Raw genomic sequence first — 25,165 nt, 5'->3', positions numbered from 1 at the left:
CCCCGGGCAGGTCAGATCGGCCACGTCAGATCCTGATATAGATGCGGCGGCGGTGGAGGAGCCACATGACGCCCAGCCAGAAGGTGACCTGGGCCAGTGCCATCGCGAGCGAGCCGCCGTAGTCGCCGGCCCATGACCGGAACGCGTTCTCGTAAAGCCACGCGCTCAGCGGACCCCCCCCGTCGTCCCCGACTTGGATCCGGGCGAGCGTCTTGGCGAACATGCCGGAGGCGACGAAGACCGCGATCGAGTTCATGCCGTAGATGACGAACGGCGTCACCCATCCACCACGCAGCCGCTTCACGTCGATCAGCCAGTACATGGCGCCGAACAGGAGCAGCGCCGTTCCCGCCGTGAAGAGGACGTAGGAACTCGACCACAGGTTCTTGTTGATCGGGAATACCGTGTCCCACGCGAGCCCCAGCACGACGAGCCAGGCGCCGGCGATCCACATTCCCCGCGACAGCTTGATTCCGGAGCGGTCCGACCGCAGCCATTCGCCGCAGAAGATCCCCAGCAGCGAGGTCCCGATGGCCGGCAGCGTCGAGAGGAGACCCTCCGGATCCCACGTCCCCTGCCACAGCCGGTCGCCCATGAGGAACCGGTCGATCCGGGCCCCGAGGTTCCCGTCCGGAGACAGGTCCCCCGCGACGAGCGCCCAGTACCCGAGGAGGAGCACTCCCACCGCGATCCACCGCACGCGCGCGGACCCCCACAGGTAGAGCGCCGCCGCCGCGCAGTAGACGAGTCCGATCCGCTGCAGCACGCCGTACAGGCGCATGTCGAACAGGTCGAAGTCGGGAATCGCCCGCATCGCGAGTCCGAGCCCGATGAGGATGAGCGAGCGCCGCACCACGTGCCGGTACAGCCGTCCCCGTCCGGCGCCCTCGGCGAGACGACGCGAGAAGGAGAAGGGGATCGCGACGCCGACGATGAAGAGGAAGTAGGGGAAGATGAGGTCGGTCGGCGTCCAGCCGTGCCATTCCGCGTGGGCCAGGGGCGCGTAGACGTAGCTCCAGCTGCCGGGATTGTTGACGAGGATCATCGAGGCGATCGTCAGGCCCCGGAACGCGTCCAGCGATACGACCCGGCCCCCCGTCGGTTCGGTCATGGCGCGCCCCGTCCTGCGCCGGCAGCCGCCGGCTGAGCTACCTCCGGAACCGGCCTCCGTCGCGTCCGCCCCGGCCGCCGCCGGACAACGAGCGGTTCCCGAGATACCAGGTGAAGTTCAGCATCACGTACTGCGTGAGCGACTCGACCCGGCTCTCCTCGATGAAGCCGGGCGAATTCGTGTACGTCACGCCCTGATTCTGGCCCAGAATGTCGAACGCCACCAGTCGGATCTCGGCCTGGTCGTTCAGGATGAGGCGCCGGAGGGAAGCTTCCCACAGCGCGACGTTCCGACCCGGGCCGAACAGGTCCTGGTCGTAGAGCCGCCACTGGAACTCCGTGCCCAGCGTCCACGGCCCCATGTGAAGGTCGGCGATCGCGTACAGCGTGGAGGTGAGGTAGTCCTCGTTCAACTCCTCGTTCAGGGAGTAGCTGACGTCGCTCAGCGTCAGCTTGGCGCCCCCGCGCACGTCGTAGTCCTCCTTGGCGCGGTTCTCGAGCTCGATCCCGAACGTGTGCGCCAGCGACCGGCTCCGGTTCTCGAGGTCGTTGACGAGCTCGTTCGAACTGGAGTAGCGGAGGTCGTAGTTCAGGTCCACCTGGCCGCCCATCCAGCGCAGCGGCCTCCCGAAGCTCGCCCCGCCGTTCGCCGACCACGAACTCCCGAGGTTCACGGGCGAGAGGGTCTGGAGCCCCCGCTGCGTCACCGTTCGGGACTGGGCGATGTCGTTCGTCGTGAAGCTGACGTTCGCGTGCGTGAACAGATTGACGAAACTGAACGTGTCGAAGAACCGGTATTCCGTCCGCAGCCGGTGCGTGTATTCGGGCTGCAGATCGGGATTCCCCACCCGGATGCGCAGCGGGTCGCGATTGTCGACGAAGGGCTGAAGATCCGTCATGCGCGGTTCGCGCGTGGACGTCGAGTAGCGGAACTGAAGCGTGCGCTGGTCGTCGACCTGCATCCGGAACTCGGCGTTGGGCAGCACGTGCATGTATCCGTTGGCGATCTCCTCGCTCCGACCGAGGATCGTCCCCTCCAGGTCCGAACCCTGCAGGCGCAGTCCGAGCACGAGCCGTCCGGCCTCGCTCGTGCGGTTGAAGCGAAAGCCCCCGCGCAGGTAGCTGTACGTCCGCTCGAACCCGGAGGTGAGGAGCGGGTTCACCATCCGTCCATCAGGCCCGATGTCGAACACCGACTGGTTCTCGTCCTCGGCGGTCGCGCTCCGCTCGCCGTAGACCTCGAGCATCGACTCCCAGGGCATCGGCTGCGTCATCGACAGGCGGACCGAGTGCGTCAGCGTCTGCCCGAGGTTCGTCTGCTCCTGGAGCACGTCGCCGGCCTGGGCGCGCGGGTTCTCCACGTTGCCCTCGATCGACGACGCGAGGTTCGTGAGGCGGTCGGAATCGCTGAGGTTCACCCGGGCCTCCGCGAAGAGACTCCGCCCGCTGTCGTCGAGTCGCTTGCGCCACGTGAGCCGGGCATCGCCGCCCAGATCCTCGCCGTCCACGTCGTAGTTCGTCGCCGCGGCCGTGAGGAACTGCCCGGTGCCCGAGCGCGTGTCCTGGAAGTCCGCGCGGTCGAGGAGGGAGCTGCGCGCGTTCAGATTCCCGCGGAGCCGCAGTTCGTGGCCCTCGGAGAGGGTGAGCTGGGAGTTCAGGTTGACCCTGTGGCTCGAGTTTTCGGTGTCCGTGCGGGTGGCGCGATCGACGAGGGACGAGGCGCTCATACCGAGGAGTTGCTCCTGCCTCCGCGTCTCGTTCTGGAAGTTGTCGAGCGTGCTGAGGCGATAGCTCGTCCGGATCCAGTTGTCGTCGTTGCCTCCGAAGTCGTGGTTGACGTTGAACGCCAGCATGCGGGTCTCGGTGAGCCCGTCGTCGCCCCCGCCGCCGCGTCCGAAATCCCGTCCGCCGAACGACATCGCGTCGCCCCACCCGAACCCCGCCTGGTTCACGTTGTTCGCGCTTCCGACGAGGGCGAGTTGCGTGGTGGGGGAGAAACGGTTGATCGACAACGCTCCCGCGTATGGAATCCCGCCGGCCACCCTCCCGGACTCGCGCCCACGCTGTAGCCGCGCGGCCACGTCCTCGCCGAATCCGGGAGTCACGGATGCGTTCTCCATGTCTGCGCCGAGTCCGCCGGACGTCCGGCCGAAATAGCCCGACCGCGCCTCTTCCTTGAGTTCCAGGTTGATCGTCCGCTCTTCCTCGCCGTCGGCGATCCCCGTGAACTCGGCCATGTCCGATTCCTTGTCGTAGACCTCCACACGGTCCACGGCTTCGGCGGGCAGGTTCTGGGTCGCCATCGTGGGGTCGCCCCCGAAGAACTCCCTGCCGTCGACGAGGACGTTCTCGACCTCCTCGCCCTGCGCCGTGATCGATCCGTCGGTCTCGACCTCGATCCCCGGAAGCTGGCGCAGAAGGTCCTCCACCGTCGCGTTGGGCCGGGTCCGGAAGGCGAGCGCGTTGTAGCCGAGGGTGTCCCGCCGGTTCAGGAAGGGGACGTGGTCGAGCGTGACGACGAGCGGGTCCACCTCCACCGCCATTACCTCGAGGTTGATCGTGCCGACGTTCACGTCTTCGCCGGTGAGGGAGAAGTCCTGCCGTACCGTGCCGTATCCGAGCAGGGTGATCTGCAGGATGTACTCGCCCGGCCCGAGATCGCCGAGGGCGAAGACGCCGTCGCCGCTGGAGGTCGTGAAGCGGGTCAGCACGGAGTCGGGCTTCGCCAGCGCCACGACCATGGCGCCGTTGAGACCCGCGCCTTCCGCGTCGGCGATCACGCCGCTCACCGTGTACTCGGCCTGGGCCTCGATGGGAGAGGGGGAAAGGGCAACGAACACGAGCCCCACCGCCAGCAGCGTCAGAATCCGCGCCGGCCGCGACCGGAACGCTTGGGTCGAACCCATCTGTGCGGGCCGCCTCATCGGAGCCCCCCGTCGAACGGGCGGCGCCGGTTGCCGGCCCCCCGCGTGGCCCGGATTTCCTCGAGCTTTTCCGCCACGAGGGCTTCGTACTCCTCGCGCGTGACCATTTCCCCGTCGGTCGGCGGGGTGATCGCGACGTCGCCAGGGCCGTCGAGGTTCACCTCGGTCGCCGAGTAGAGGAGGTCTCCACCGTCGACCGTGAGCACGAGGATGAGGCCGGGAAGCCCGCCGTACTGGCCGGGGCCCGCCTGCACCGGGATCTGGGGCGTGAACCAGGCTTCGATCTCCGATCCGTCATGGACCGCCGTCGCCTGCTGGACCATGTAACCGAGGAACTCGCGCTGTTCGGTCCCGAGCTTCCACGCAAACGCGGGCCGGTCTCCGGAGATCAGGAACGTGCGCCCCATGAACTCGCGGGTCTCCGTGATCGCGCCGCTCCCGAAGTCGACATAGGCCTGAACCACGTCCTCCTGGTCGCTGCGGGAGGCCGATCCCATTCTGAGCCGCAGCGCCATCCCGAGGGCGCGGCGATCCATCCGATCCGAGTCGCGGGCGCCGCCGCGGGGGGCCGCCGCTTCCGCATCGGGGTCCGGCATCATGATGGACCGGGCGCCGTCGAAGCGGAGGACCATGGAGGCCGTGTTCTGCGCCGCGAGGCGGTCGCGAAACGCCGCCATGCGCTCCGGCACCTCGAAGTCGAACTGCACCGAACGCACGTAGTCAACACTCCCCGCCGGTGCCGCCTGCCCGCCGAGCGCCGCCGGCGCGAAGCCCGCAAGGGCCAGCGGGAAGGCCGCCCAACGAGAGGACTGGAACCGTTGCTGCAGCCGTCGTCTTGTACTTCGTCGTGTACTCATGAAACCCGCCGCTTGTCGTCCGTCATCCATTAGATCGGACACACGGCGCCAAGGTCACGTTGTAGGGGGGTCGTCCGTGACCGATCGAAAGTCTCCCGTTGACCGATTGAAAGTCAGGCCGCGTCCATCTGAAAGGTTAGGGGGTGTCGATGGCCACTCGGCGCACGTCTCGGCGGAGGGCCTGGCGCAGGCGGGCGAAGAGGAGGACGGCCACCGCGGCGAGTCCGGCGGCCAGGCCCCACCACAGGCCGCGCGGGCCCCAGTCGGCGCGGAAGGCCAGGAAGTAGCTCACCGGCACGCCGAGCAGCCAGAAGCCGAGGGCGTTGACGAGGAAGGGCGTGAAGGTGTCTCCGGCGCCGCGCAGCACGCCGGCCGCGACGGTCTGGAGGCCATCGGCGACCTGGAAGACGCCGGCGATCGGGATCAGGGACGCGGCGATCGCGATGACGGCGAGGTCGTGCGAGTAGAGGCTGGCCCAGAAGCGCGGGAAGGCGAGAAACGCGCCCGCGGTCGCGAGCATGAAGACGCTGCTGAGCTGGATCCCCGCGGCGGCGGCCCGGCGCGCCCCATCCATGTCCTCCTGTCCAACGGCGTGGCCGACGCGCACGGCGGAGGCGGCCGCGATCCCGAACGGCACCATGAAGGTGAGCGCGGCGAGGTTGAGCGCGATCTGGTGCCCCGCCATCGCCTCGGTGCCCAGCCAGCCCATCATGACCCCGATCACGGCGAACGCTCCGAACTCGAGCTGCTGCTGAAAGCCGATCGGGGTGCCGAGCCGCACCATGCGCGCGAGCGCTCGCCGGTCGAGCGCCTCGCGCCGGAAGCGGCCCAGGTAGGGACGCATGGCGGGCCAGGACAGCCAGAGGAGCGCGACCGCCATGCACCAGCGCGCCAGGCTCGATCCCCACGCCGAGCCCACGGCCCCCAACTGCGGAACCCCGAGATTGCCGTAGATCAGCACCCAGTTGAGGACGGCGTTCAGGAGGTTCGCGCCCGCGATCGTCCAGACGATCGGCGCCACCCGATGCATCGCCTGCAGGCTCTGCCGGAGTACGACGAACGCGTAGAAGGGGAGCATCCCGAGGATCGATCCCAGTGCGTAGCCCCCGGCCACCGGCACGACCTCGGCGGGCTGCCGCAGGAGGGCGAAGATGCGTGCGGCGGGCAAGAAGAGCAGGGACGTGATCGCCGTCAGGAGAAGGGTGAGGACGAGCGCCCGCTGTATCCCCCGGGCGGCGGCTTCATGGTCTCCCGCCCCGACGCCCTGCGCGACGATGGGATCGAGGGACATGAGCACGCCCATCCCGAACACGGCGATCTGGAAAAAGTAGATGTTGCCCAGGCCGACGGCGGCCAGATCGGTCGCCGACAGGCGGCCGACCATGAGCGTGTCCACGACGCCCATCATCATGATGCCGACCTGGACGGTCACGATCGGGAGGGCCAGCCGCATCATGCGCGCCAGGTCCGCGCGGCGGGGTGCGAGGTTCATCGCGCAATCCTGCGTCTGGCGCGTTCCGAAAGGCAAATCCGTTGCCGCCCCGCAGCGCCGCGGATAGACTCCGCCTCACCCGCACGGAGGGCCGAAAAGCGGCCATGGCGGGTATAAATGGAGGGGGCAAGATCGAGATTCTGACGTTCACAGGTGGACCGTTCGCGCAGAACACGCTGCTCGTGGTCTGCGAGGACGGCCGCACCGGGCTTCTGGTCGATCCCGGTGCCGCGACGCCCGAGGCGCTGGCCGAGGCGCGCGCCCGCGATCTGGACATCGCGGCCCTCCTCGTCACGCATGCGCACGTGGACCATATCGACGGTCTCAAGGAGGCGAAGGCCGAGACGCAGGCGCCCATCTACCTGCATCCCCTTGATCGGCCCCTCTACGACAACGTGGCCAACCAGGCGCTCGTCTTCGGCGTGTCCTGCGTGGAGCCGCCTCCGCCCGACATCGACCTGGTCCCCGGCACGAACATCGCCTTCGGCGGTTCGGAATTCGAAGTCCTGTTCGCACCCGGCCACGCGCCGGGGCACGTCATGTTCGTCTCCACGTCACACCCGGTGGCGATCGTGGGGGACGTGATCTTCCGCGGGTCGATCGGACGGACGGATCTCCCGAACGGGAACTACGGCGTGCTCATGGAGTCCATCCGGTCGCAGGTGCTGACGCTGCCGCCCGAGACGCGCCTCTACCCCGGCCACGGCCCCGAGACCACCGTGGGGCTGGAGCGCGACACCAACCCCTTCGTCCTCCAACTCCACGGCGGCCGCTGGGTCTGACCCCCGCCGGGCTCCTCGGCGGAGCTGACCCCCGCGCCTCCCGGCGTCAGGGGTTCGCGGCGACGGGTTCGAACGCCTTGAGGACCTCGCGCGTCATGTCCCAGCGGTCGAAGCCCTGCCGGCCGTAATCGAGCCCGCGTCGGACGATGACGACGTCGTGTGACGGCACGATGACAACGAACTGGCCGCGGTTGCCGGCGGTGGAGTAGGCACCCTTCGGCACATCCGTGCGGTCGTCGGGCACGAGCCAGAACTGGCCGCCGTAGAAGTTGCCGGTCTCGGAGGTGGCGGGGGCCGGCGTCCGCACGAAGTCGATCCACTCCTCGGAGATCAGGCGCTCGTCCTTCCACATCCCGTTCTGTGCGTAGAGGAGCCCGAAGCGGGCCAGGTCCCGGGCCGTCGTGTAGACCTGGCTGCTCATGATGAAGTCCCCGAAGCGGTCGGTGCTGAGGAGCGTGTTCCGCATCCCGATCTTGTCGAGAAGCCGTTCCCGCGGGAACTCGAGGTAGGCCTGGGGGTCGCCGATCGCCTTCTTCATCGCGTACACGCCGAGCAGCGTGTCGTAGTTCTCGTAGTCCCAGAACGTCCCGGGTTCCTGCATTAGCGAGCGGTTGCGAGCGCCGTGCACTGAACTCTCTCCGGCCCAGTAGGAGAAGCCGGAACCGGTTGCGTATTCCATCCCCCAGCTGTCCACGGGATAGAGTCCGCTCGACATGTTGAGTGCGTGGCGGAGGGTGATCTCGCGGCGGGGATCGGTCTCCGCGGACCCGGCGTTCTCCGGCAGCCAGTCGAAGGGCAGCGGCTCATCGAGCGCCAGCTTGCCCTCGTCGACGAGCATTCCGATCAGCGTCGAGGCAATGCTCTTCGCGGTGGACCACGTGCGGGTCTTCGTGAACATGTTGATGCCCGGAGCGTAGCGCTCGTGGATGATCTCCCCGTCGTAGAGGACGATGAGGCTGAGCGTCACCTGCTCCGGCGACTCGCGGTCGAAGGTCCAGTCGGAGGCGGCTCGGAGCGCCACCGGATCGACGCCCCGCGGGAGTGGGCTACTCATGACGAGATCTCCGTCGGGCCACGCCGCCCCTTCGGGATCGCCGTCCGGCGGGGGGGTCGTCAGGATCGGCAGGTCGTCGATGTCGTCAAAGGTCTGCTCCGGCGACATGATCACGCACCCGATCCCCTCGCGGAACGCCGCCCGCATGGTCGGAATCGCGCCGGGTTCGCCGATGGCGACCGCCTTCCTCTCCCAGTCGACGACGTAGTCGCCGCCCTCGGCCGTCCCGACGGGGTCTCGCAGGTAGGCGAGCTCCTGCTCGAAGACCTGCTCCAGCGTCCGTTCTCCCGTGAACAGGCCGTTGCACTGGAGGATGGCCTGGACGCCCCGCTGGATCATCTCCCGCTGCGGAGCGAAGTAGTCGTAGGACCGCTGCTGCTGGGCGGCGGTAGCGGCGGGCGCGAGAAGAGCGAGCGCGATGGCCGCGAGTGTGAGGCGTTTCATGGCTTCCCCCGGAGTCCGGACGACAGGTTTCTGGAACCCTGCCAACATGCGGGACGCACGCGGTTCCGGCCACGGGTGCGAAGGTCGCGCCGGCGCGCGGGCGCGAATATCGTGTCCCCGTGATCGACCAGATTCTCTACGGCAGCATTGCGCTCATCGCGCTCACGAATCCACTCGCGGAGCTTCCGTTCTTCTTCGCGGCGACGGACGGATTTTCTCGTGTGGAGCTCCGTCGCGCGGCGGTGAAGGTGGCGGTGGGGGTGCTCATCGTGCTTACCGTCGCCGCGATCGCCGGCGCGCGCATCCTGAGTCTCTTCGACGTGAGCTTCGCCGCGTTCCGCACGGCCGGCGGCCTCGTCGTCATCCTCGCCGCGCTCGAGATGCTGCGCGGGGCGGGATTCGGGATCACGGGCGTACGCCGGGATCCGGGCGAGACGGAGGACCACCTATGGGTCCCGCTCGTCATGCCGCTGATCGCGGGGCCTGCGTCGATCACCGCCGTGATCACGCTGGCGCTCGACGAGGCCGGCGCGTTGATTGGAATTCCCGTCGCCACACTCATTGCGGTGTCGGTCGCATCGCTGGGCGTGCTCGTCGTGCTCCTGGCCGCCGGCTTCCTCTCGCACGCGCTGAGCGGCCGGGCGGTCCGGATCTTCGAGCGTTTCTCGGGCCTGATCCTCCTCGCCATCGGCTGCCAGATGTGCCTCAGCGGCATCCGGGAGTTTTTCGCCGGCTGACGCGGTCGGCTAGCGCACCACGTCGACGGTGACGGTCTCGTCGAAACGGGCGCCGAGGTCGGAGAGGAACAGCGACGCCGTGGCGTGGTGTCCCATGAAGTAGCGGCTCACGAAGCGGAAGACCGGGCTGTAGACCTCGCCCTCCTCGGTGATCGTGACGGTCGCCCCCGCGACGGTAGGTTCGATCTCGACGATCCAGCGGCCGCCGAAAGGCATGCCTTCCGAGAGGATCGTCGTCACGAGCCGGGCCGGAGGCTCGCTCTCCGTCAGCTCCATGGGGAGCGGCCCGGTGGCACCGAGTTCCACCCAGGCCGGCTTTCCGTCCCGCGCCGGAAGTTCCTCGATTCCCTCGACGGTCGGTCGCCACTCGGGGTACGCGCGATAGTCTGCGACGGTCGCGAAGATCTCCTCGGGCGTTGCGGAGAACCCGGCGCGCACCGCCGCCACGTGACCCTCGGGCAGGGAAATCCCGACGCCGTAGACGACCCCGGCCAGACCCGCGATGACGACGATCATACCGATAATGATGCGCTTCAGCGTGCGATTCATGGACCGTTTTCCGTTGAAGAGGGCGGATGGTCGCGGAGGATGGGGAGCGTAAGGCAGGTCGGGCCACCCTCGCACGGGATACAGAGCGCGTCGCCGTCGAAACGCGTGACCTCGCAGCCCGCATCTCTCATCAGCCGGACCGTCTCGGGAAATCCATCGAGCGCGATGCAGCGGCGCGGTGCGGTCGCGAGGACGTTGAGATTCAGCCCCGCGGAGACCGTGAACTCCTCATCCCCGGCCTCGAGGCATTGGACGCCGCGCTCGAGCAGCAGCTCGTGGAGTGCGACGGGAAAGAGCCGGGGATAGATCAGCGCCAGATCCCGGTCCAGCGGGCTCACGAGCGAGAGCAGGTGGAGACAGGCGGCGCTTCCGTGCCACATCGGAAGATCGAAGGCGCGGACTTCGATTCCGAGAGGGGCCAGAATGGCCTGAAGCTGGTCGATGCCGGCCTGGTTGGTGCGGAAGCCGCGTCCTGCCGCGAGGGTGCCTGCGTCGACCCACATCAGGTCTCCGCCTTCCGCGGTTCCGGGGGCTTCGATGGCGCCGATCACAGGCACGCCGAGCCGGCGGTAGAGCGTTTCGTGGCTCGCCACCTCGGGCTGGCGCAACGCCTTCCCGGGCCGTAGGAGAATCGCGCCGCCGGGCGTCATGAAGGAGGGGTCGAAGGGGAACATCGCGTCGGCGAGGCCGTCGTCCGCCGAATCGCCGATCCACTCGATATCGGCCCCGGAGGCCGCGACGCGCTCGGTGAACGCGTCGTACTGCGGCAGCAGCCGGCCGGACTCCAGCGGACCCGCGTAATGCCAGCGCGCCGGATCCGCCTCCAGCGTCGCCCGGCCCGGCCGGCGCATCGCCACTCTCCGCAGCGGCGCCACCATGCTGGAGACGCCGAACCTCGCTTCGGTTTGCAGCCGCCCGTTCATCTGGCTGAAGCTACGGCCGCACCCGTACCTTCGCTGGCCCCGGCGCCATCGGCATCGCCGGCCGCATCATCCCGTCACGGACCGCAGCCCGAGGGTTCCCGAGCTTGATTCGAGAGCGATTTCACGGCGCATCAACGTTTTCCGAGTACCTGGAGACGGTCGGGAAGAACCGCGAACTCTGGCACGCGCTGGCCCGACGGGCGTCCGTGGACGAGGAGACCCGGCAACGTGCCCGCGCCATCCCCGGCCGGTGGAAGGTCATCGCGCTCACCGAGGACTGGTGCGGAGACGCGATCAACACCCTCCCCGTGTTCGATCGCCTGGCGGAGGTCGCCGGGAACATCGAACTGCGCGTCCTCCTTCGCGACGAGAATCCGGACCTGATGGACGCGCACCTCACGAACGGGACGAGCCGGTCGATCCCCGTGCTCATCATCTACGACGAGGCGTTCCGCGAGCGTGGGTGGTGGGGCCCCCGGCCGGCGCCGATCCAGGAGTGGGTGATGACGGAGGGGTTGAAGCTGGATCCGGCGGACCGGTATCGCGAGGTTCGCCGCTACTACGCACGGGACAAGGGGCGCACCGCGCTGGACGAGTTCCTCCAGGTTCTCGAGCGCGCGGTCGCCGGCGACTGAGGGGGGAAGTCAGCCCCCGCCCACCTGCCCGTCCGCCGCGTCTCTTCCGCCGCCCGCGGCCCGCATCACGACGAACACGGGGACCCCCGCCACGAGGAGGAGGAAGCCCCAGAACACGATTTCGGGGCCCGCCCCCGCGATGGCCCAGAAGGAAAACCCGAAGGCGAGGATGGCCACGACCAGCCGCCCCACGGGAGCCGCGGCGCCGGAGCTTCGCCCTGCGCGCGAGGCGTCCCTCGCGCCGAGGCGCTCGCGCACGGCGAAGAGCAATCCGGTCGTGCTCGCGAACACGTAGGCGAGCAGCGTCGCGAGCGTGGAGAGCAGGATGAGGAAGGTGAAGGCCTGGACGAGGCCGCGCGTGTAGTTCATCGCGATGAGGATCGTCGCGACGCCCGCCGCGAAGATGAGGCCGAAGGACGGCGTGCCGCGCGGACTGAGTCGCGCGAAGGCGGCGGGAAGGAGGCCATCCTGCGCGGCGGCCCGAGGGAGCTGGCCGGAGAGCAGGATCCAGCCGTTGAGCGCGCCGAAGCAGGCGATCGTGGCGCCCGCGCCGATCACGAGCCGGCCGGCATTCCCCCAGATCGATCCGGCCGCGTCCGCGAAGGGCGCGGTGGAGACCGCGAGATCCGCCGGCGCGATGATCCCCATCACGGCGGAGGTGCTGATGATGAAGATCGACGCCGCGATCACGGTGCCGAGGATCGTGGCCCGCGGGATCGTGCGCGCGGGGTCCCGCACGTCGGCGGCGGGGACGGTCGCGGCCTCAAGTCCCATGAACGCCCACAGCGTGAGCGTCACCGTCGCCGTGACGGCGGCGATGGGATTGCCCCCCGTCGGGTTGAACGGACGGAAGTGCTCGGGCTGGAAGTAGAGGAAGCCGATCGTGCCGACCGCCGCCAGCGGCAGGAGCTTGAGCACGGTGGTGACGAGTTGCACATGCCCCGCCGCGCGCACGCCCCACGCGTTCACGAATGTCAGGCCCCAGAGGGCGGCGAGGGATGCCATGCCCCCGGCGATGGGAGAAGCGCCCAGCACGGGCCAGAAGACGGTCGCGTAGCTCACGGTCGCCACGGCGAGGGCCGCATTGGCTGTGAGCAGCGAGATCCAGTAGGACCATGCGACCCAGAACCCGATGAAGTCGCCGAAGCCCTCGCGCGCGAAAGCGTAGGGGCCGCCGACCTTCGGAATCAGCGAGCCCAGCCGCGCCATGACGAGCGCCAGGCACATCGCCCCGCCCGCGCTCACCAGCCAGCCGAGGATGCTGATCCCCCCGTACGGAGAGAGCGATGCGGGCAGCAGAAAGACGCCCGAGCCCACCATGCTCCCGACCACGAGGGCCGTGCACATCCACAGCCCCAGGGCGGGCCTGGGCGTCATCTGCCGCTCCGGGCGGGAGTTGCCGACGGCCCGGCCGCGCTTAGCGGTTGCCCCGATAGCTGCGGACGGGCGGCAGCCGGGCGCCGGTTCCGCCCGCCGGCTCCGTCTCCGCCACCACCTCCAGCGTCAGCGTGCCGATGCCGTCGATCGAGGCGCTGACGACCTCGCCGGGCTGCAGGAATCGCGTCTCCCCGCGAACCGCCGTGCCCATGCCGACGCCGCCCGACGTGCCGTTGTTGATCACGTCGCCGGGGAAGAGCGTCGCGACGGAGGACCCATACTCGATCAGCTCCCACAGCGTGTGAATCATGTCTCCCGCGGTCGCCTCCTGCATGCGCTCCTCGCCCACGTCCAGCGTCTGGCGCAGCTTCTCCATCGGATCGCCGTAGAACTCCTTGGGGACGATCCACGGACCCATGGGCGCGAACGTGTCGTGGCCTTTTCCGACGAACCAGTCGGACGTCATGGGGTTGCCGCCGGGCGGCCGCCCGCCCCGGTCGGAGACGTCGATCGTCACCGTGTACCCGAACACATGGTCCTGGGCGTCCCGGGCGTCGACATACTTGGCGCTGCGCCCGATCACGGCGCCGAGTTCCACCTCCCAGTCGGTGCGGTCCCGGCCGAAGGGGATCACGATCCGGTCGTCGGCCCCGATCACCGCGCCGCGCGTCGGCTTGAGGAAGAGATAGGGCACGCCGCGGTTCTCGCGACGCTGTCGGCGGGCTTCGCGTCGCTCCTCCTCGCTGCCCGCCTCGTTGACGTGGCTGTAGAAGTTCACCGCCGCGTTCAGGATCTTTCCGGGGTACATGATCGGCGGAAGGACGCGCACGTCCTCGAGGTCGTGGACGAAGTCGGCGCGACCGCTCCCGGAAAGTCCGCTCCGGGCCACGAGGTCGTTGACGATTTCGTACAGCCGGAGCCGCACCCCGTACTCGTAGCGGCCGATGAGGTCGATCATGTCGGCCGGCGGCGGGACGGGCGGATAAACGGGGTTTCGCTCGAGGTCCCGGTTCGCCTCCCCGATGTCGACGATGAGGGCGTCGCGCAGCACGAGGGCGACGCGCGGAACGCCATCGACCTCGAACGTCCCCACCTTGAAGGGCTCCGCGATCTCGATCTCCGGCCCTCCCTGGGCGGACAGGGGAGCGGCGAACGCCAGGGCCGCGGCCGCCACGAGGGTCCTCATGAGCCGGGATCCCGCCTGTAGGTGCTCACGGGCGGCAGCCGGACGCCGGTTTCTCCGAGAGGCTCCGGCCCCTCGACCACGGGAAGTTCGATCGTGCCGATCCCGTCGATCGTTGCCGTGACGACGTCGCCGGGCTGAAGGAATCGCGCCTCGCCCATGCCGACGCCGCCGGACGTGCCGAGGTTGATCACGTCGCCCGGGAACAGCGTCAGGATCGAGGAAGCGTACTCGATCAACTCCCACAGCGAGTGGATCATGTCTACCGCCGTCGCTTCCTGCATGCGCTCTCCGCCGACGTCCAGCGTCTGACGCAGCTGCTCCATCGGGTCGCCGTAGAACTCCTTCGGGACGATCCACGGTCCCATCGGCGCGAACGTGTCGTGCCCCTTCTCGACCAGCCAGTCCGAAGCCGTCGGGTTGCCGCCCGGGGGACGCCCGCCGCGGTCGGACACGTCGATCGTCACCGTGTACCCGAATACGGTCGCCTGCGCATCCTCGGAGGCGACGTACTTTGCCGCCCGCCCCATGATCACCCCCAGTTCCACCTCCCAGTCGGTCTGGCTCCGGCCGTGGGGAATCACGATCCGGTCGCTGGTCCCGACCACCGCGCCGCGCGACGGCTTGAGGTAGAGATAGGGCACGCCGCGGTTCTCACGGCGCTCGCGGACCGCGTCCTCCCTCTCTCCTTCGGCCGCGTCCGCGGCGACGCGGCTGTAGAAGTTGCTCGCCGCGTTCAGGATCTTGCCCGGGTACATGATGGGCGGGAGGATCCGGACCTCGTCGACGTCGTAGACGTAGTCCGCGCGAGTGGGACCGGAGAGCCGCTGATAGGCCACGGTCTCGTTGACGATCTCGTACAGGCGCCGCTGGAGTCCGTACTCGTAGCGGCCGATGAGGTCGAGCATGTCCGTCGGCGCCGGCACTCTCGGATATGCGCGGTTCCGCTCGAGCACTTCGTTCGCCAGTTCGATGTCGACGATGAAGGCGTCACGCAGCACGAGCCCGACGCGCGGAACGTCTCTGATCGCGAACGTCCCCACCTTGAACGGTTCCACGAGTACGATGCCCGCCACGTCCTGGGCGGCGAGGGAGGCCGCGGAGAAGAGGACCGCGATCATTCCAAGCGGAAGGGCCCGTGCGGTCGGGGTCCGTCTGAGCAGCGCTGTTCTCATGGGTCTTTCCTCTCGGTTGGGGACAGCCGGCCTCAAGGCACCAGCCCGTCCAGTTCCTCGATCGTGGCCATGGAAGGACCGCGTTCGGCCTGGAGCCGGCGCGCGGTCGCTTCGGTGGCCCTCATGACGCGAAGCAGGTTGTCGGCCGCGAGGGCCCGAAGTTCGGATTCGGTCCACCCGCGGCGGGAGAGTTCGGCGAACAGGGCGGGGTAGGTCGACACGTCCTCCAGTCCGACCGGCCCCCGGTCGATTCCGTCGTAGTCGCCCCCGATCGCGACGTGGTCGATCCCCGCCACGTCGCGGATGTGCTCGATATGCGCCACGACGTCGGCCATCGTGGCGCGCGGGCGTCCCTCCGATGGGCCGACGTAGGTCGCGACGTCCTGGTTCACGAAGGACTCGACGAACGTGACCATGACCACGCCGCCGTTCTCCGGCAGCCGCCGCAACACATCGTCCGGGACGTTGCGGGGGTGGTCCGTCACCGCCCTGGCGGAGGAATGCGAGAAGATGACCGGCGCCTCGGCCACGTCGAGCGCATCGTGCATGCTCCCCGGCGACACGTGGGAGATGTCGACCAGCATGCCCAGCCAGTTCATCTCGCGTACGACTTCCCGGCCGAACGGCGAGAGCCCTCCGAGTTCGGGCAGCGCGCAGCAGGAGTCGGCCCACGGGAGGTTGGCGCTGTGCGTGAGCGTCATGTACCGGACGCCGAGCGCATAGAAAGCACGCAGGGCGCCGAGCGAGTTCTCGATCGCGTGGCCTCCCTCCATGCCGAGCATCGAGGCGACCTTGCCGCGGTGGAACTGGTCCATCACCTCGGCGGCGGTATACGCGAGCCCCAGATCCTCGCGGTGATCGGAGATGATCTGGAGCGCGATGTCGATCTGCTCCAGCTGCATGCGCGCGCCGCCGCCCTCCCCCATGACCGAGGCCGGGACGTAGACGGACCAGAACTGGGCCCCGACGCCGCCGGCCCGAAGGCGGGCGAGATCGGTGTGCCCCGGCGTGGGGCGCGAGATGTCGTAGGCGCGGACATCGCGGGGCGCGTCCGCGTTCCGGATCGCCCAGGGGAGATCGTTGTGCCCGTCGAACAGCGGGACGCTCGACAGCACGCGTTTCGCGATCTCGAGATGTTCGTCCTGCGCGCGCGCATCCGAGGCCGCGAGTCCAAGAACGAGCGCGGACAGAACCGCCAGCGCCATGGTCCGGGTGAGTCGTCGCTTCATATTGCACGGGCTCCCGTTGACAAACGCGGTAGCCAATATGGCGCGGTAGCCAATATGGCCCTCAATGGATTCTCGCTTGGCGGACGGCGCGCCGCCAGCCGTGCCGCGTCCCGGGCGGCCGTGGCGAGAGTCGTGGCGGGAGACAGGTGCGGGCGCCCTTCCGGCATGGGTATCTTCCCGTATGCTGATCAACTGCGACATGGGAGAGAGCTACGGGCCCTGGGAGAAGGGGGCCGACGAAGCGGTGATGCCGCTGATCGACCAGGCCAACATCGCCTGCGGCGGCCATGCCGGGGATCCCGATACGATGGCTCGGACGCTCGAGCTGGCGGCCGCGCACGGCGTGCAGGCGGGGGCGCACCCGGGCTATCCCGACCGACGGAACTTCGGGCGCCTGCGGTTGGACTGGCCGCTCGACTCGATGGTGCTTGAGATACAGGCGCAGATCGGGGCGCTGCAGGGCGTCGCGTCGGCGATGGGCGTCCGGCTTCGGCACGTGAAGCCCCACGGAGCGCTGTACCTCGCCATGATGAAGGATGACCGGCTTCTCACGCGGCTGGCGGAAGGCGTGGCCGCCCTGGACCCGTCGCTCGCTTTCGTCCTGCAGGCGACGCCGGAGCGCCGGCGGCACCAGGCGATGTTGGAGCACACGGAGCTGAGGCTGGCATTCGAGGCCTTCGCCGATCGGGCCTACGCGCCGGACGGGCGTCTCCAGGCGCGCGGGATCGACGGGGCCGTCCTCTCCGACGCGGATGCCGTCGCCGGCCACGTGGCGAATCTCCTCGACGGATTCGTGGAGACGCCCGAGGGTCCTCTTCCAGTCGAGGCGGAGACGCTCTGCGTTCACGGCGACAACCCCTCCGCGACGGCGGTGCTCCGCCGCATCCGCGAACTCGTGCCGCGGAAGAAGTAGATCGCCGGTGATCACCTTCCCGGGGCCGGTGAGCGCCCTGGTCACGCTTCCGGTGGCGCCCGACCGGGATGCGATCGCCCGGGTCCTCGATCTCGAACGCTTCGCGCGCGAGGCGCTGCCGGATCTTCGCACGACGATTCCGGCCTTCAACCGGCTCCTCGTCGAGGGCTCGCCCCACAGCTGGAACGCGACGGATGTCGAGTCCAGGCTGGCCGCGGGTGCTGAAGCATGTCTCGCGGAGGCGCCCGGGATCGACGCGGGCGACCCCGTGTCGCTGCCTGTGTGCTATGACCCGGAACTCGCGCCCGACCTCGAGGCCGTGGCGGCGAACGCGGGCGTGGGCGTAGCGGAGGTGGCGCGGCTCCACAGCGGCACGACGTACGCCGTGCTCGCGACCGGGTTCGCACCGGGGTTCGCATACATGGGTGACGTGGACGCGCGGATCGCGATGCCGCGCCTCACGACGCCCCGTCCGCGGGTCGAAACGGGATCCGTCGGGATCGCGGACCGGCGCACCGGCATCTATCCGGCGGCGGGGCCGGGGGGCTGGCGTCTGATCGGCCGCGTTCCCGAGGCGTTCTTTGCGGATGCCGCCGAGCGGATCGCGCGCTTTCGACCCGGAGGCTCGGTCGAGTTCCGCCCGATCGACCGGGACGAGTACGAGGCCGCGGGCGGATGAGCCCGCACGGCGTCGTGGACCGTCCCGGCCCGTTCTGCACGATCCAGGATCTGGGCCGCCGGACCGGCCGCCGGGCCGGACTCGCTCCCGGGGGCGCCATGGACCAGCGCGCGTACCTCTGGGCCAACCGGCTCCTCGGCAACGAGCCGGCGGCCGCCGCGCTCGAGATCACCCTGGGCGGCTTCGCCCTGCGCTTCGCCGTCGAGACGGCCGTGGCGCTGACGGGGGCGGACTGCGCCGCCACGCTCGATGGCGTCGAAACGGGCGCCTGGCGCACCGTCCGGGCGCGACCGGGCCAGGTGCTCCGGCTCGGCTACAGCGCGACCGGCATGCGCGCCTTCGTCGCGTTCCCCGGCGGACTCGATGTCCCCACGGCGTTCGGCTCCGCGTCGGCCGTCGTGCGCGACGGATGGCCGGGGCTGCTCGGCCGGCCCCTGCGCGCGGGCGAACCCCTTCGGTGGGCCGAACCTCAACGCGCGTGTCCGGTGCGGCGGGTGCCCCGCGAACTCGTTCCGCCCAACACGGCCTCGCTGACGCTGCCGCTGATCATCGGCTACGAGTGGGCCGAGTTCTCGAACGCGGATCGTGAGCGGGTGTTCGACGCCGAATGGACCGTCGATCCGGCGAGCGACAGAACCGCCGGCCGACTGGTCGGCCCCGCCCTGGGTTCGGGCCCGCGCGTCCTCGACTCGACGCCTCTCGTGGACGGGACCGTGCAGGTCACGGGCGACGGTCTGCCGCTCGTTTTCATGCGGGATCGCCCGACGATCGGCGGCTACGCGAAGCTCGGCTCGGTGGACCCGATCGCGCTCGACGCCTTCGCGCAGGCGCGGCCGGGCACGCCCATCCGTTTCGCCCGTGCCGACACCGATGCGCTCCGCCGCGCCCTCGCCCGGCGGGAACGGTTCTTCGGGATCCACCACGCTCCATGATCGGAAAAAAGTTGAACGGCGACGCCCCGTTTGCTTATGTTTCAGGTTCGGGTGCAGTTCAGGTGGGGTGGATCAGCGGGGCGGAGGCATCGTGAAAACCTGGGCAACCTTGCCGTTTCTTCTGGCCGTGGCCGTGCCGGGCGAGATCTCGGGACAGAGTCTGCGCGGGTCCACGAGTTCGCTGGATCGCCAGAACCGTGTCGCCCGTCAGCACGACTTCACCTACATCGCGACGCCCGAACAGGTGCAGCGCTTCGTCGACGCCGGCTATCTCGTCCCCGTGACCGCAACGGCGGACTTTGAGCTTCACGAAATCTCGTTTCCCTACGCGCGGCCCGAAGTGAGGCTGTTCATATCCCGGCTTGCGTCGCAGTACCGGCGTGCGTGCGGCGAGCGACTCGTGGTCACGAGCCTGACGCGCCCGATGAACCGGCAGCCGCTAAACGCCTCCCCGCGCTCCGTACACCCCACCGGCATGGCGCTCGACCTGCGCGTCCCCGGCCCGAAGTGCCGCGGGTGGCTCGAGCGCGTACTGCTCCAGCTCGAGGGCTCGGGGGTGCTCGAGGTTTCCCTGGAGCGCCGCCCGCCCCACTACCACGTGGCGCTCTTCCCGCAGCAGTACGCTGCCTACGTCGAGCGAATCACGCGTGCCAGCGGGCAGCAATACGTCGCCGGCGGGGGGCGGTACCGGGTGAGGGCGGGCGATTCGCTCTGGGAGATCGCCCGTCGACACGAGACGACCGTGACGCGCCTCCGATCCGCGAACAACCTGAACGGGAGCCGGATCTATCCGGGCCAGGTCCTGACGCTTCCCGACTGAACCCCGCCGAGGACCTCGGCTTCAGGCGGAGGACCTCATCCGCTTCGAGATAAGAGCAGCGCTGACGATTCTGTCCCTCACGGGGGCCGTGGCGGCGGTCGGCGCCGGCGGAACGCACGCACAGGAACCCGAAGCGGTACGCCTCTCGGGCTATGTGCGGGTCGCGGAGAACGACGAGGTCATCCGGGCCGCCCGGCTCGACATCGTGGAGCGTGACCTCGTCATCGGGACCAACCGGTTCGGCTTCTACTCGATCGAGTTGCCCCCCGCGCGGTACTCGATCCGCGTCTCCAGCCTCGGCTACGAGACCGTGAGCGAGGTCGTGGATCTCAACGAGACGACGTCGCTGGACTTCGCGCTCCCCCTCAGGCCCGTCGTCGTGTCGGAACTCAGGGTGACGGCCGACCGGGAACCTCCGGACCTCGACCCGGCGAGCGTGGACATGAGCGTCGTCCGGCTCGACATCCCCTCCCTTTCCGAACTCCCGCTCGTACTTGGCGAGGCGGATCCGGTCCGCACGCTGACCCTCTATCCCGGAGTCAGCACGGCGAACGACGCGACGACAGCGATCAACGTGCGCGGGGGCGCGGGCGACGAGAACCAGATTCGCCTCGACGATTCCGAGGTCTTCAATCCGGCCCACGCCATCGGCCTCTTCTCGACCTTCAACTCGGACGCGGTGGGGGACGTCACGCTCTACAAGGGCGGGATCCCGGCCCGTTACGGCGGCCGGCTCTCTTCCGTGCTGGAGATTCACCAGCGCGAGGGCAACTCGCGCGAGTTCGAGGGAGCGGCGACGATCGGCCTCCTGTCCAGCCGCCTGAGCCTCCAGGGGCCGCTCCTCGACGGGCGGGGATCCTGGCTCGTCGCGGGCCGCCGCACCTACGCGGACCTCTTCCTGGGCCTGTCGAGCGACCCCTCGATCCAGGAGAGCACCGCCTACTTCTACGACCTCAACGCGAAGGCGAACGCCCGCTACGGCGCCACCGGCCAGGTCATGCTCTCCGGCTACTTCGGCCGCGACCGGCTGCGGATCGGGGCCCAGGCCTCCGCCGCGTGGGGGAACGCGACGGGCACGGTGCGCTGGAACCACGTGTTCGGCCCGGTCTTCTCCCACGTGACCGTGACCTACAGCGACTACGAGTATCACATACAGAACAGCTTCAACGCCAAATCCGCCTCGCTCGACGCGGGGATCCGCAACTTCAGCGTGACCGTCGACGAGTCATGGGACCTGAGCCCGTCGGACCGGCTGGAGTTCGGACTGGGGCTCCGCAGCTACGAGATCCAGCCCGCGAACATCGCTCCCGGCGAGGGCTCCGCGGTCATCGCGACCGAGTTCGAGTCCCGGAAGGGCCTCGCTCCCGAGGCGTACATCGAACACGAAACGGAGATCGGACGCCTGGGGCTCCGCTACGGGCTGCGGGCGAGCGGGTTCATCCGGCGCGGTGGCGCGACGATCTACGACTACGAGAACGACGCGCCCGTCGTCTATCGCCCGGCACTGGGCCGGTACGAGCCCGGCGCCATCGTGGACAGCACGCGGTACGGAAACGGCGAGACGATCGTCTCCTACGGGGGGATCGAACCGCGGCTCGGAGTGCGCTTCGGGCTCAGCGACGCCTCGTCGCTCAAGGCGAGCTACTCCCGCACGCGGCAGTACCTGCGGTTGGTGACGAACACGAACTCTCCCACTCCGCTCGATCTGTGGGATCCCGTGGGGCCGTACGTGAAACCGCACGTCGCCGACCAGTTTGCGCTCGGCTACGTCACCACGCTCGCCGGGGGGCGCTACGCGCTTTCGGGAGAGGTTTACTACAAGCGGGCGCGCCATCTGATCGACTACGTGGATGGCGCGGACATCTACTTCAGCCGGCGCCTCGAAACGCTTCTCCTGCCGGGCGAGGGGCGCGGGTACGGGGCGGAATTTCTCCTGAGGAAGACCCGCGGACGCCTCACCGGATGGGCGAGCTATACCCTCGCCCGCTCGGATCAGCGGACGCCCGGACTCACGGCGGCGGATCCCGGGGTCAACGGCGGAGACTGGTATCCATCCCCCTACGACCGAACGCACGACTTTGCGCTCACGGGACTGTACAGATTCGGCGAGGACTGGAGTCTGGGAGCGAACTTCGTCTTCGCCACGGGACTGCCGACGACGTACCCCGTCGCGCGGTATCAGTTCGCGGGCCTGATCCTGGGAGAGTACGGGCCGCGGAACGCCAGGCGCCTTCCGGACTATCATCGTCTGGACGTGTCGGCCACCAGGAGGTGGGGGCGGGGAGAACTCCAGTTCGGGCTCTTCAACGTGTACAACCGCTTCAACGCGCAGGCCATCGCCTTCCGCCAGAACCGGGATTCGCGCACGGTCACCGAGGCGGTGGAGACCGCCGTGTTCGGCTTGGTGCCGAGCATCAGCTACCGGTGGAACTTCTGATGCGCGGCGGCGGCGGGCATCGGGTGACGACGGCGGGCCGCCTGCTCGCGTTGGCGGGGTGCGTTGCGGCGGCGGGCTGCGAACGGGTCGTGGACGTCGACATTCCCGACCCGGTGCCGAGACTCGTCGTGGAGGGACGGATCGAGCGCCTCAAGGAGGCGCCGACCGGGAGGCAGCGAATCCGGCTGTCGACGACGGCGGGCTTCTTCGACAGCCGGCCGACCCCGCCCGCGACGGGGGCCATCGTCACGGTCGTCGATGGGGCCGGCCGCGCCTACCCGTTCCCGGAGATCGAGCCGGGCCTGTACGGGACGGAACATCTCGTCGCGCGCGTCGGCGAGACGTACACGCTCTTCCTCGAGTACGCGGGAGATGTGTACGAGGCGTCGGCTCTGCTGCGCGAGGTGGCCCCGATCGACTCGCTGTACTTCGTGTTCGAGGAGGAGTCGCTCTTCATCGACGATGAAGGCTATCGGGCGGCGATCGACTTCGCGGACCCGGCCGGAGTCCCGAACTACTACCTGTGGGAACAACTCGTGGAGGGCGTGAACGAGATCCCGCCGGACCCCGGAAACGCGATCAACCTCGTGAGCAGGGACGAACTGTACGACGGGCAGGACGTCATCGGCTTTCAGCCGAACGATGAGGTCGCCATCGGGACCGGCGAGCACGCGGAGGTCCGCCAGATCTCGCTCTCGAGGCTGGGCTACGACTACTACTACGCGCTCTTCGAGCAGAACGCGCTGGGGTCGGCGAACCCCTTCTCGATCCCGCCCGCGAACGTGCGCGGGAACGTCACGAATCTGGACCGCCCGTCCCGGTTCGCGTTCGGCTTCTTCGGCGCGGCCGAGGTGAGCGTCGCGGAGGGGGTCGCGCCGGCGCGATAGAGGGTCGCCGGCCGGTGCCGGAATCCGGCCCGCCGGGCTATGTTCGCTCCCGTGTTCGATGATCCCACCACTCTGAAAGCGACGGGAGCCGCCATCGCGCTCGCCATCCTGTGGCTGGTCGAGGGCGTCCTCCCAATGTTCGAGGGTCGGAGCGCGAGGGCGGGGCACGGAGCGCGGAACCTCGCCCTCGGCGTGGGGAACGCGGCGGTGGCGGCCGTCATCTTCGCCGCGGCCACGCTGTTCGTGACCGAAGCGGCAAGGGAACGCGATTTCGGCCTCCTTCACCTGCTCGAACTCCCGGTGTGGGCGAGGATCGGGCTCGCGGTCGTGATCTTCGATGCGTGGCAGTACCTGTGGCACCGGCTGAACCACCGGGTCCGGTTCCTGTGGCGCTTCCACCAGGTCCACCACTCAGATGCGGAACTGGACGCCACGTCGGGTCTCCGCTTCCACACGGGGGAGATCGTGCTCTCCTCGATCGCGCGGCTCGCCGTACTTCCCCTCCTCGGGGTGACGGTGGCCGAACTCCTGGTCTACGAGGCGATCCTCCTCCCGATCATCCTCTTCCACCACAGCAACGTGCGATTGCCCGACCGGGTGGACCGATGCCTGCGCTGGCTCATTGTCACCCCGTGGATTCACTGGGTCCATCATTCCGACTACCAGCCCGAGACCGACTCGAACTACTCGAGCATCTTCTCGTTCTGGGACCGGGCCTTCGGGAGCTTCCGGCTCCGATGCGAGCCGCGCGAGATCCGCCTCGGGCTCGAGAACGTGGACCGCTCGGAATGGGGGACGCTGCGCGGGATGCTCTCAATGCCGTTCCGGCGGAGGCGCCACGAGTAGGCAGGCCTCGCGAGGGCGAGGTGGGAGGGTGCGGGCCGCCTGCCCGGGCGAAGCCTTCCAGGCGGCGACGCTCGGAGCGCTGGCGGCGCTGGCAGCGTGCGGCGACCCGGTTGCGCCGGCGGTTCCGGAGGATCCCGGGGCCGGACCCGATCCGGTGCCCGCGCCGATCGATCTTTCGCGAGCGTGGGCGATGTCGACGCCCGAAGCGGAGGGATTCGATCCGGAGCTGCTGGGGAGTGCATTCGAGGACGCGGCGGGCGCCGTGCCGAACATCCGGGCCCTCGTCGCGGTCCGGAACGGGCGGCTCGTCGAGGAGGCGTACTTCGGCGGCATGCACCGGGATTCGGCCTTCGACATGCGGTCCGTCACGAAGACGGTCACGGCGCTGCTCGTCGGCCTCGCCTCGGACCGCGGACTTCTGGATCCGGAGGATCTGATGACGGACCGGCTGGGGCATCCGTCGCTGCGGTCCGAGCATGGCGGCATCCGCGTGCGCGATCTCCTCACGATGACGAGCGGCATGCAGTGGTCCGACGAGGAGGACTTCGGCCCGTGGGTCCGTTCCGGCCGGCCCGTCGGATACGTCCTCGACCTGCCCATCGTTGCCCCGCCGGGCGGGCGGTTCATCTACAACACCGGCGGGTCGCACCTGCTCACGGTGATCGTGGAGAACGTCGTCGAGGGCAGTGCGCTCGAGTTCGCCGAGCGGGAGTTGTTGGACCCGCTCGGGATCGGGAACAAGCGCTGGCCGGTGATGCAGGACAGCGTGATCGTGGGCGGCGCCGCGCTGGCGCTCCGTCCCCGGGACGCCGCGAAGGTCGGCCAGCTCCTGCTGCAGGGCGGACGTTCCGGCTCTGGGCAGATCGTGTCCCGGATGTGGGTGGAGGCACAGATCGGGCGGCTCGTCGAGGTGGGCGAGATCGGCTACGTCCTGCGCGACGCGGGGTACGGCTATCAGACGTGGAGCGACCGCCAGGGCGGCGGCGACGTGTCCGCGTTCGTGCTGTGGGGCTACGGCGGCCAGTTCGTGTGGGTCGTGCCGGATCGGCAACTCGTCGTCGTGGCCCAGACCCACTGGCGCGGCACCGGCGACCACGATGGGATACAGGCCGACGCGGTGGCCGATCTCATCGTGCACCGCGTGATCGGGGCGGCGCGCCCCATCCGCCGCTAGCCGCTC

At 69.1% G+C, this 25,165-nt stretch carries 22 protein-coding genes; 11 read left to right on the top strand and 11 right to left on the bottom strand.

Features of this window, described 5'->3' with window-relative positions; translation table 11 throughout:
- Positions 1-25: 25 nt before the first annotated feature.
- The 4 genes from RN729_RS07530 to RN729_RS07515 all read right to left on the bottom strand — a co-directional run bounded on the left by RN729_RS07530 (position 26) and on the right by RN729_RS07515 (position 6,383).
- On the bottom strand, positions 26-1,111 hold the full coding sequence (locus RN729_RS07530) for a heparan-alpha-glucosaminide N-acetyltransferase domain-containing protein (protein WP_310783285.1): 1,086 nt from the start codon (positions 1,109-1,111) through the stop codon (positions 26-28).
- Positions 1,112-1,148: 37 nt separating this feature from the next.
- Positions 1,149-4,016: a TonB-dependent receptor gene (locus tag RN729_RS07525; protein ID WP_310783283.1), complete on the bottom strand. Its 2,868-nt coding sequence runs from the start codon at positions 4,014-4,016 to the stop codon at positions 1,149-1,151.
- 14 nt (positions 4,017-4,030) lie between these two features.
- A complete protein-coding gene (locus tag RN729_RS07520; protein WP_310783282.1) occupies positions 4,031-4,891 on the bottom strand; it encodes a GLPGLI family protein in 861 nt (286 codons plus the stop codon).
- 136 nt (positions 4,892-5,027) lie between these two features.
- On the bottom strand, positions 5,028-6,383 hold the full coding sequence (locus RN729_RS07515) for an MATE family efflux transporter (protein ID WP_310783280.1): 1,356 nt from the start codon (positions 6,381-6,383) through the stop codon (positions 5,028-5,030).
- A 104-nt stretch (positions 6,384-6,487) separates the two neighbouring features.
- On the opposite strand from RN729_RS07515, the gene RN729_RS07510 reads away from it, so the two are divergent.
- Positions 6,488-7,165 (top strand): MBL fold metallo-hydrolase, encoded by a 678-nt coding sequence (locus tag RN729_RS07510; RefSeq protein WP_310783278.1) that lies wholly within the window; start codon positions 6,488-6,490, stop codon positions 7,163-7,165.
- 46 nt (positions 7,166-7,211) lie between these two features.
- Here RN729_RS07510 and RN729_RS07505 read toward each other — a convergent pair whose 3' ends face one another.
- Positions 7,212-8,663 carry a serine hydrolase gene (locus tag RN729_RS07505; protein WP_310783276.1) on the bottom strand — a complete coding sequence of 484 codons (1,452 nt, stop codon included), beginning with the start codon at positions 8,661-8,663 and terminating at the stop codon, positions 7,212-7,214.
- Between the two features lie 119 nt (positions 8,664-8,782).
- Between RN729_RS07505 and RN729_RS07500 the strand changes: the two genes are divergently transcribed.
- A complete protein-coding gene (locus RN729_RS07500; protein WP_310783274.1) occupies positions 8,783-9,400 on the top strand; it encodes a MarC family protein in 618 nt (205 codons plus the stop codon).
- A gap of 9 nt (positions 9,401-9,409) precedes the next feature.
- On the opposite strand, the gene RN729_RS07495 is transcribed toward RN729_RS07500, so the two are convergent.
- A complete protein-coding gene (locus RN729_RS07495) occupies positions 9,410-9,949 on the bottom strand; it encodes an SRPBCC family protein (protein WP_310783272.1) in 540 nt (179 codons plus the stop codon).
- On the bottom strand, positions 9,946-10,800 hold the full coding sequence (locus RN729_RS07490; RefSeq protein ID WP_310783271.1) for an arginine deiminase family protein: 855 nt from the start codon (positions 10,798-10,800) through the stop codon (positions 9,946-9,948). Before RN729_RS07490 ends, RN729_RS07495 begins: the two co-directional genes overlap by 4 nt.
- A gap of 176 nt (positions 10,801-10,976) precedes the next feature.
- On the opposite strand from RN729_RS07490, the gene RN729_RS07485 reads away from it, so the two are divergent.
- Positions 10,977-11,507: a thioredoxin family protein gene (locus RN729_RS07485; protein ID WP_310783269.1), complete on the top strand. Its 531-nt coding sequence runs from the start codon at positions 10,977-10,979 to the stop codon at positions 11,505-11,507.
- Positions 11,508-11,516: 9 nt separating this feature from the next.
- Here RN729_RS07485 and RN729_RS07480 read toward each other — a convergent pair whose 3' ends face one another.
- Genes RN729_RS07480 through RN729_RS07465 form a run of 4 tightly spaced genes read right to left on the bottom strand, consistent with a single transcriptional unit; the run spans position 11,517 to position 16,471 of the window.
- Positions 11,517-12,884, bottom strand: a complete 1,368-nt coding sequence (locus tag RN729_RS07480) for an amino acid permease (protein WP_310783268.1) — start codon at positions 12,882-12,884, stop codon at positions 11,517-11,519.
- A gap of 40 nt (positions 12,885-12,924) precedes the next feature.
- On the bottom strand, positions 12,925-14,070 hold the full coding sequence (locus RN729_RS07475; protein ID WP_310783266.1) for a fumarylacetoacetate hydrolase family protein: 1,146 nt from the start codon (positions 14,068-14,070) through the stop codon (positions 12,925-12,927).
- The gene (locus RN729_RS07470) at positions 14,067-15,242 is read right to left on the bottom strand and encodes a fumarylacetoacetate hydrolase family protein (RefSeq protein WP_310783265.1); all 1,176 of its coding nucleotides are present in this window, start codon (positions 15,240-15,242) and stop codon (positions 14,067-14,069) included. Before RN729_RS07470 ends, RN729_RS07475 begins: the two co-directional genes overlap by 4 nt.
- Before the next feature lie 32 nt (positions 15,243-15,274).
- A complete protein-coding gene (locus tag RN729_RS07465; protein ID WP_310783263.1) occupies positions 15,275-16,471 on the bottom strand; it encodes a dipeptidase in 1,197 nt (398 codons plus the stop codon).
- A 181-nt stretch (positions 16,472-16,652) separates the two neighbouring features.
- On the opposite strand from RN729_RS07465, the gene RN729_RS07460 reads away from it, so the two are divergent.
- From RN729_RS07460 to RN729_RS07425, 8 genes are all read left to right on the top strand, one after another.
- Complete coding sequence (locus RN729_RS07460; RefSeq protein WP_310783262.1) at positions 16,653-17,384, top strand: 5-oxoprolinase subunit PxpA; 732 nt, start codon at positions 16,653-16,655, stop codon at positions 17,382-17,384.
- 7 nt (positions 17,385-17,391) lie between these two features.
- Entirely contained in the window at positions 17,392-18,063 is a 672-nt protein-coding gene (locus RN729_RS07455; protein ID WP_310783261.1) for an allophanate hydrolase subunit 1, read from the top strand.
- A complete protein-coding gene (locus RN729_RS07450) occupies positions 18,060-18,995 on the top strand; it encodes a biotin-dependent carboxyltransferase family protein (RefSeq protein ID WP_310783260.1) in 936 nt (311 codons plus the stop codon). The genes RN729_RS07455 and RN729_RS07450 overlap by 4 nt, the downstream gene beginning before the upstream one ends.
- 91 nt (positions 18,996-19,086) lie before the next feature.
- Entirely contained in the window at positions 19,087-19,815 is a 729-nt protein-coding gene (locus RN729_RS07445) for a DUF5715 family protein (RefSeq protein WP_310783258.1), read from the top strand.
- 88 nt (positions 19,816-19,903) lie between these two features.
- Positions 19,904-22,252 (top strand): TonB-dependent receptor, encoded by a 2,349-nt coding sequence (locus RN729_RS07440; protein WP_310783256.1) that lies wholly within the window; start codon positions 19,904-19,906, stop codon positions 22,250-22,252.
- Complete coding sequence (locus RN729_RS07435) at positions 22,240-23,139, top strand: DUF4249 domain-containing protein (RefSeq protein WP_310783253.1); 900 nt, start codon at positions 22,240-22,242, stop codon at positions 23,137-23,139. The genes RN729_RS07440 and RN729_RS07435 overlap by 13 nt, the downstream gene beginning before the upstream one ends.
- 51 nt (positions 23,140-23,190) lie before the next feature.
- A complete protein-coding gene (locus RN729_RS07430) occupies positions 23,191-23,985 on the top strand; it encodes a sterol desaturase family protein (RefSeq protein WP_310783251.1) in 795 nt (264 codons plus the stop codon).
- 28 nt (positions 23,986-24,013) lie between these two features.
- Positions 24,014-25,159 (top strand): serine hydrolase, encoded by a 1,146-nt coding sequence (locus tag RN729_RS07425; RefSeq protein ID WP_310783249.1) that lies wholly within the window; start codon positions 24,014-24,016, stop codon positions 25,157-25,159.
- Positions 25,160-25,165 lie beyond the last annotated feature (6 nt).

The organism is Candidatus Palauibacter polyketidifaciens (assembly GCF_947581785.1).
Taxonomy (GTDB): Bacteria; Gemmatimonadota; Gemmatimonadetes; order Palauibacterales; family Palauibacteraceae; genus Palauibacter; species Palauibacter polyketidifaciens.
The sequence above is the reverse complement of the archived record's forward strand: the minus strand, read 5'-3'. Positions and strand labels throughout refer to the sequence as shown.

Excerpts from the sequence above, each read along its gene's own strand:
- RN729_RS07505 (WP_310783276.1), bottom strand. The coding sequence starts at position 8,663 with ATGAAACGCCTCACACTCGCGGCCATCGCGCTCGCTCTTCTCGCGCCC.
- RN729_RS07450 (WP_310783260.1), top strand. The coding sequence starts at position 18,060 with ATGAGCCCGCACGGCGTCGTGGACCGTCCCGGCCCGTTCTGCACGATC.
- RN729_RS07520 (WP_310783282.1), bottom strand. The coding sequence starts at position 4,891 with ATGAGTACACGACGAAGTACAAGACGACGGCTGCAGCAACGGTTCCAG.
- RN729_RS07465 (WP_310783263.1), bottom strand. The coding sequence starts at position 16,471 with ATGAAGCGACGACTCACCCGGACCATGGCGCTGGCGGTTCTGTCCGCG.
- RN729_RS07525 (WP_310783283.1), bottom strand. The coding sequence starts at position 4,016 with ATGGGTTCGACCCAAGCGTTCCGGTCGCGGCCGGCGCGGATTCTGACG.
- RN729_RS07490 (WP_310783271.1), bottom strand. The coding sequence starts at position 10,800 with ATGCGCCGGCCGGGCCGGGCGACGCTGGAGGCGGATCCGGCGCGCTGG.
- RN729_RS07495 (WP_310783272.1), bottom strand. The coding sequence starts at position 9,949 with ATGAATCGCACGCTGAAGCGCATCATTATCGGTATGATCGTCGTCATC.
- RN729_RS07475 (WP_310783266.1), bottom strand. The coding sequence starts at position 14,070 with ATGAGGACCCTCGTGGCGGCCGCGGCCCTGGCGTTCGCCGCTCCCCTG.
- RN729_RS07460 (WP_310783262.1), top strand. The coding sequence starts at position 16,653 with ATGCTGATCAACTGCGACATGGGAGAGAGCTACGGGCCCTGGGAGAAG.
- RN729_RS07530 (WP_310783285.1), bottom strand. The coding sequence starts at position 1,111 with ATGACCGAACCGACGGGGGGCCGGGTCGTATCGCTGGACGCGTTCCGG.
- RN729_RS07510 (WP_310783278.1), top strand. The coding sequence starts at position 6,488 with ATGGCGGGTATAAATGGAGGGGGCAAGATCGAGATTCTGACGTTCACA.
- RN729_RS07480 (WP_310783268.1), bottom strand. The coding sequence starts at position 12,884 with ATGACGCCCAGGCCCGCCCTGGGGCTGTGGATGTGCACGGCCCTCGTG.
- RN729_RS07515 (WP_310783280.1), bottom strand. The coding sequence starts at position 6,383 with ATGAACCTCGCACCCCGCCGCGCGGACCTGGCGCGCATGATGCGGCTG.
- RN729_RS07470 (WP_310783265.1), bottom strand. The coding sequence starts at position 15,242 with ATGAGAACAGCGCTGCTCAGACGGACCCCGACCGCACGGGCCCTTCCG.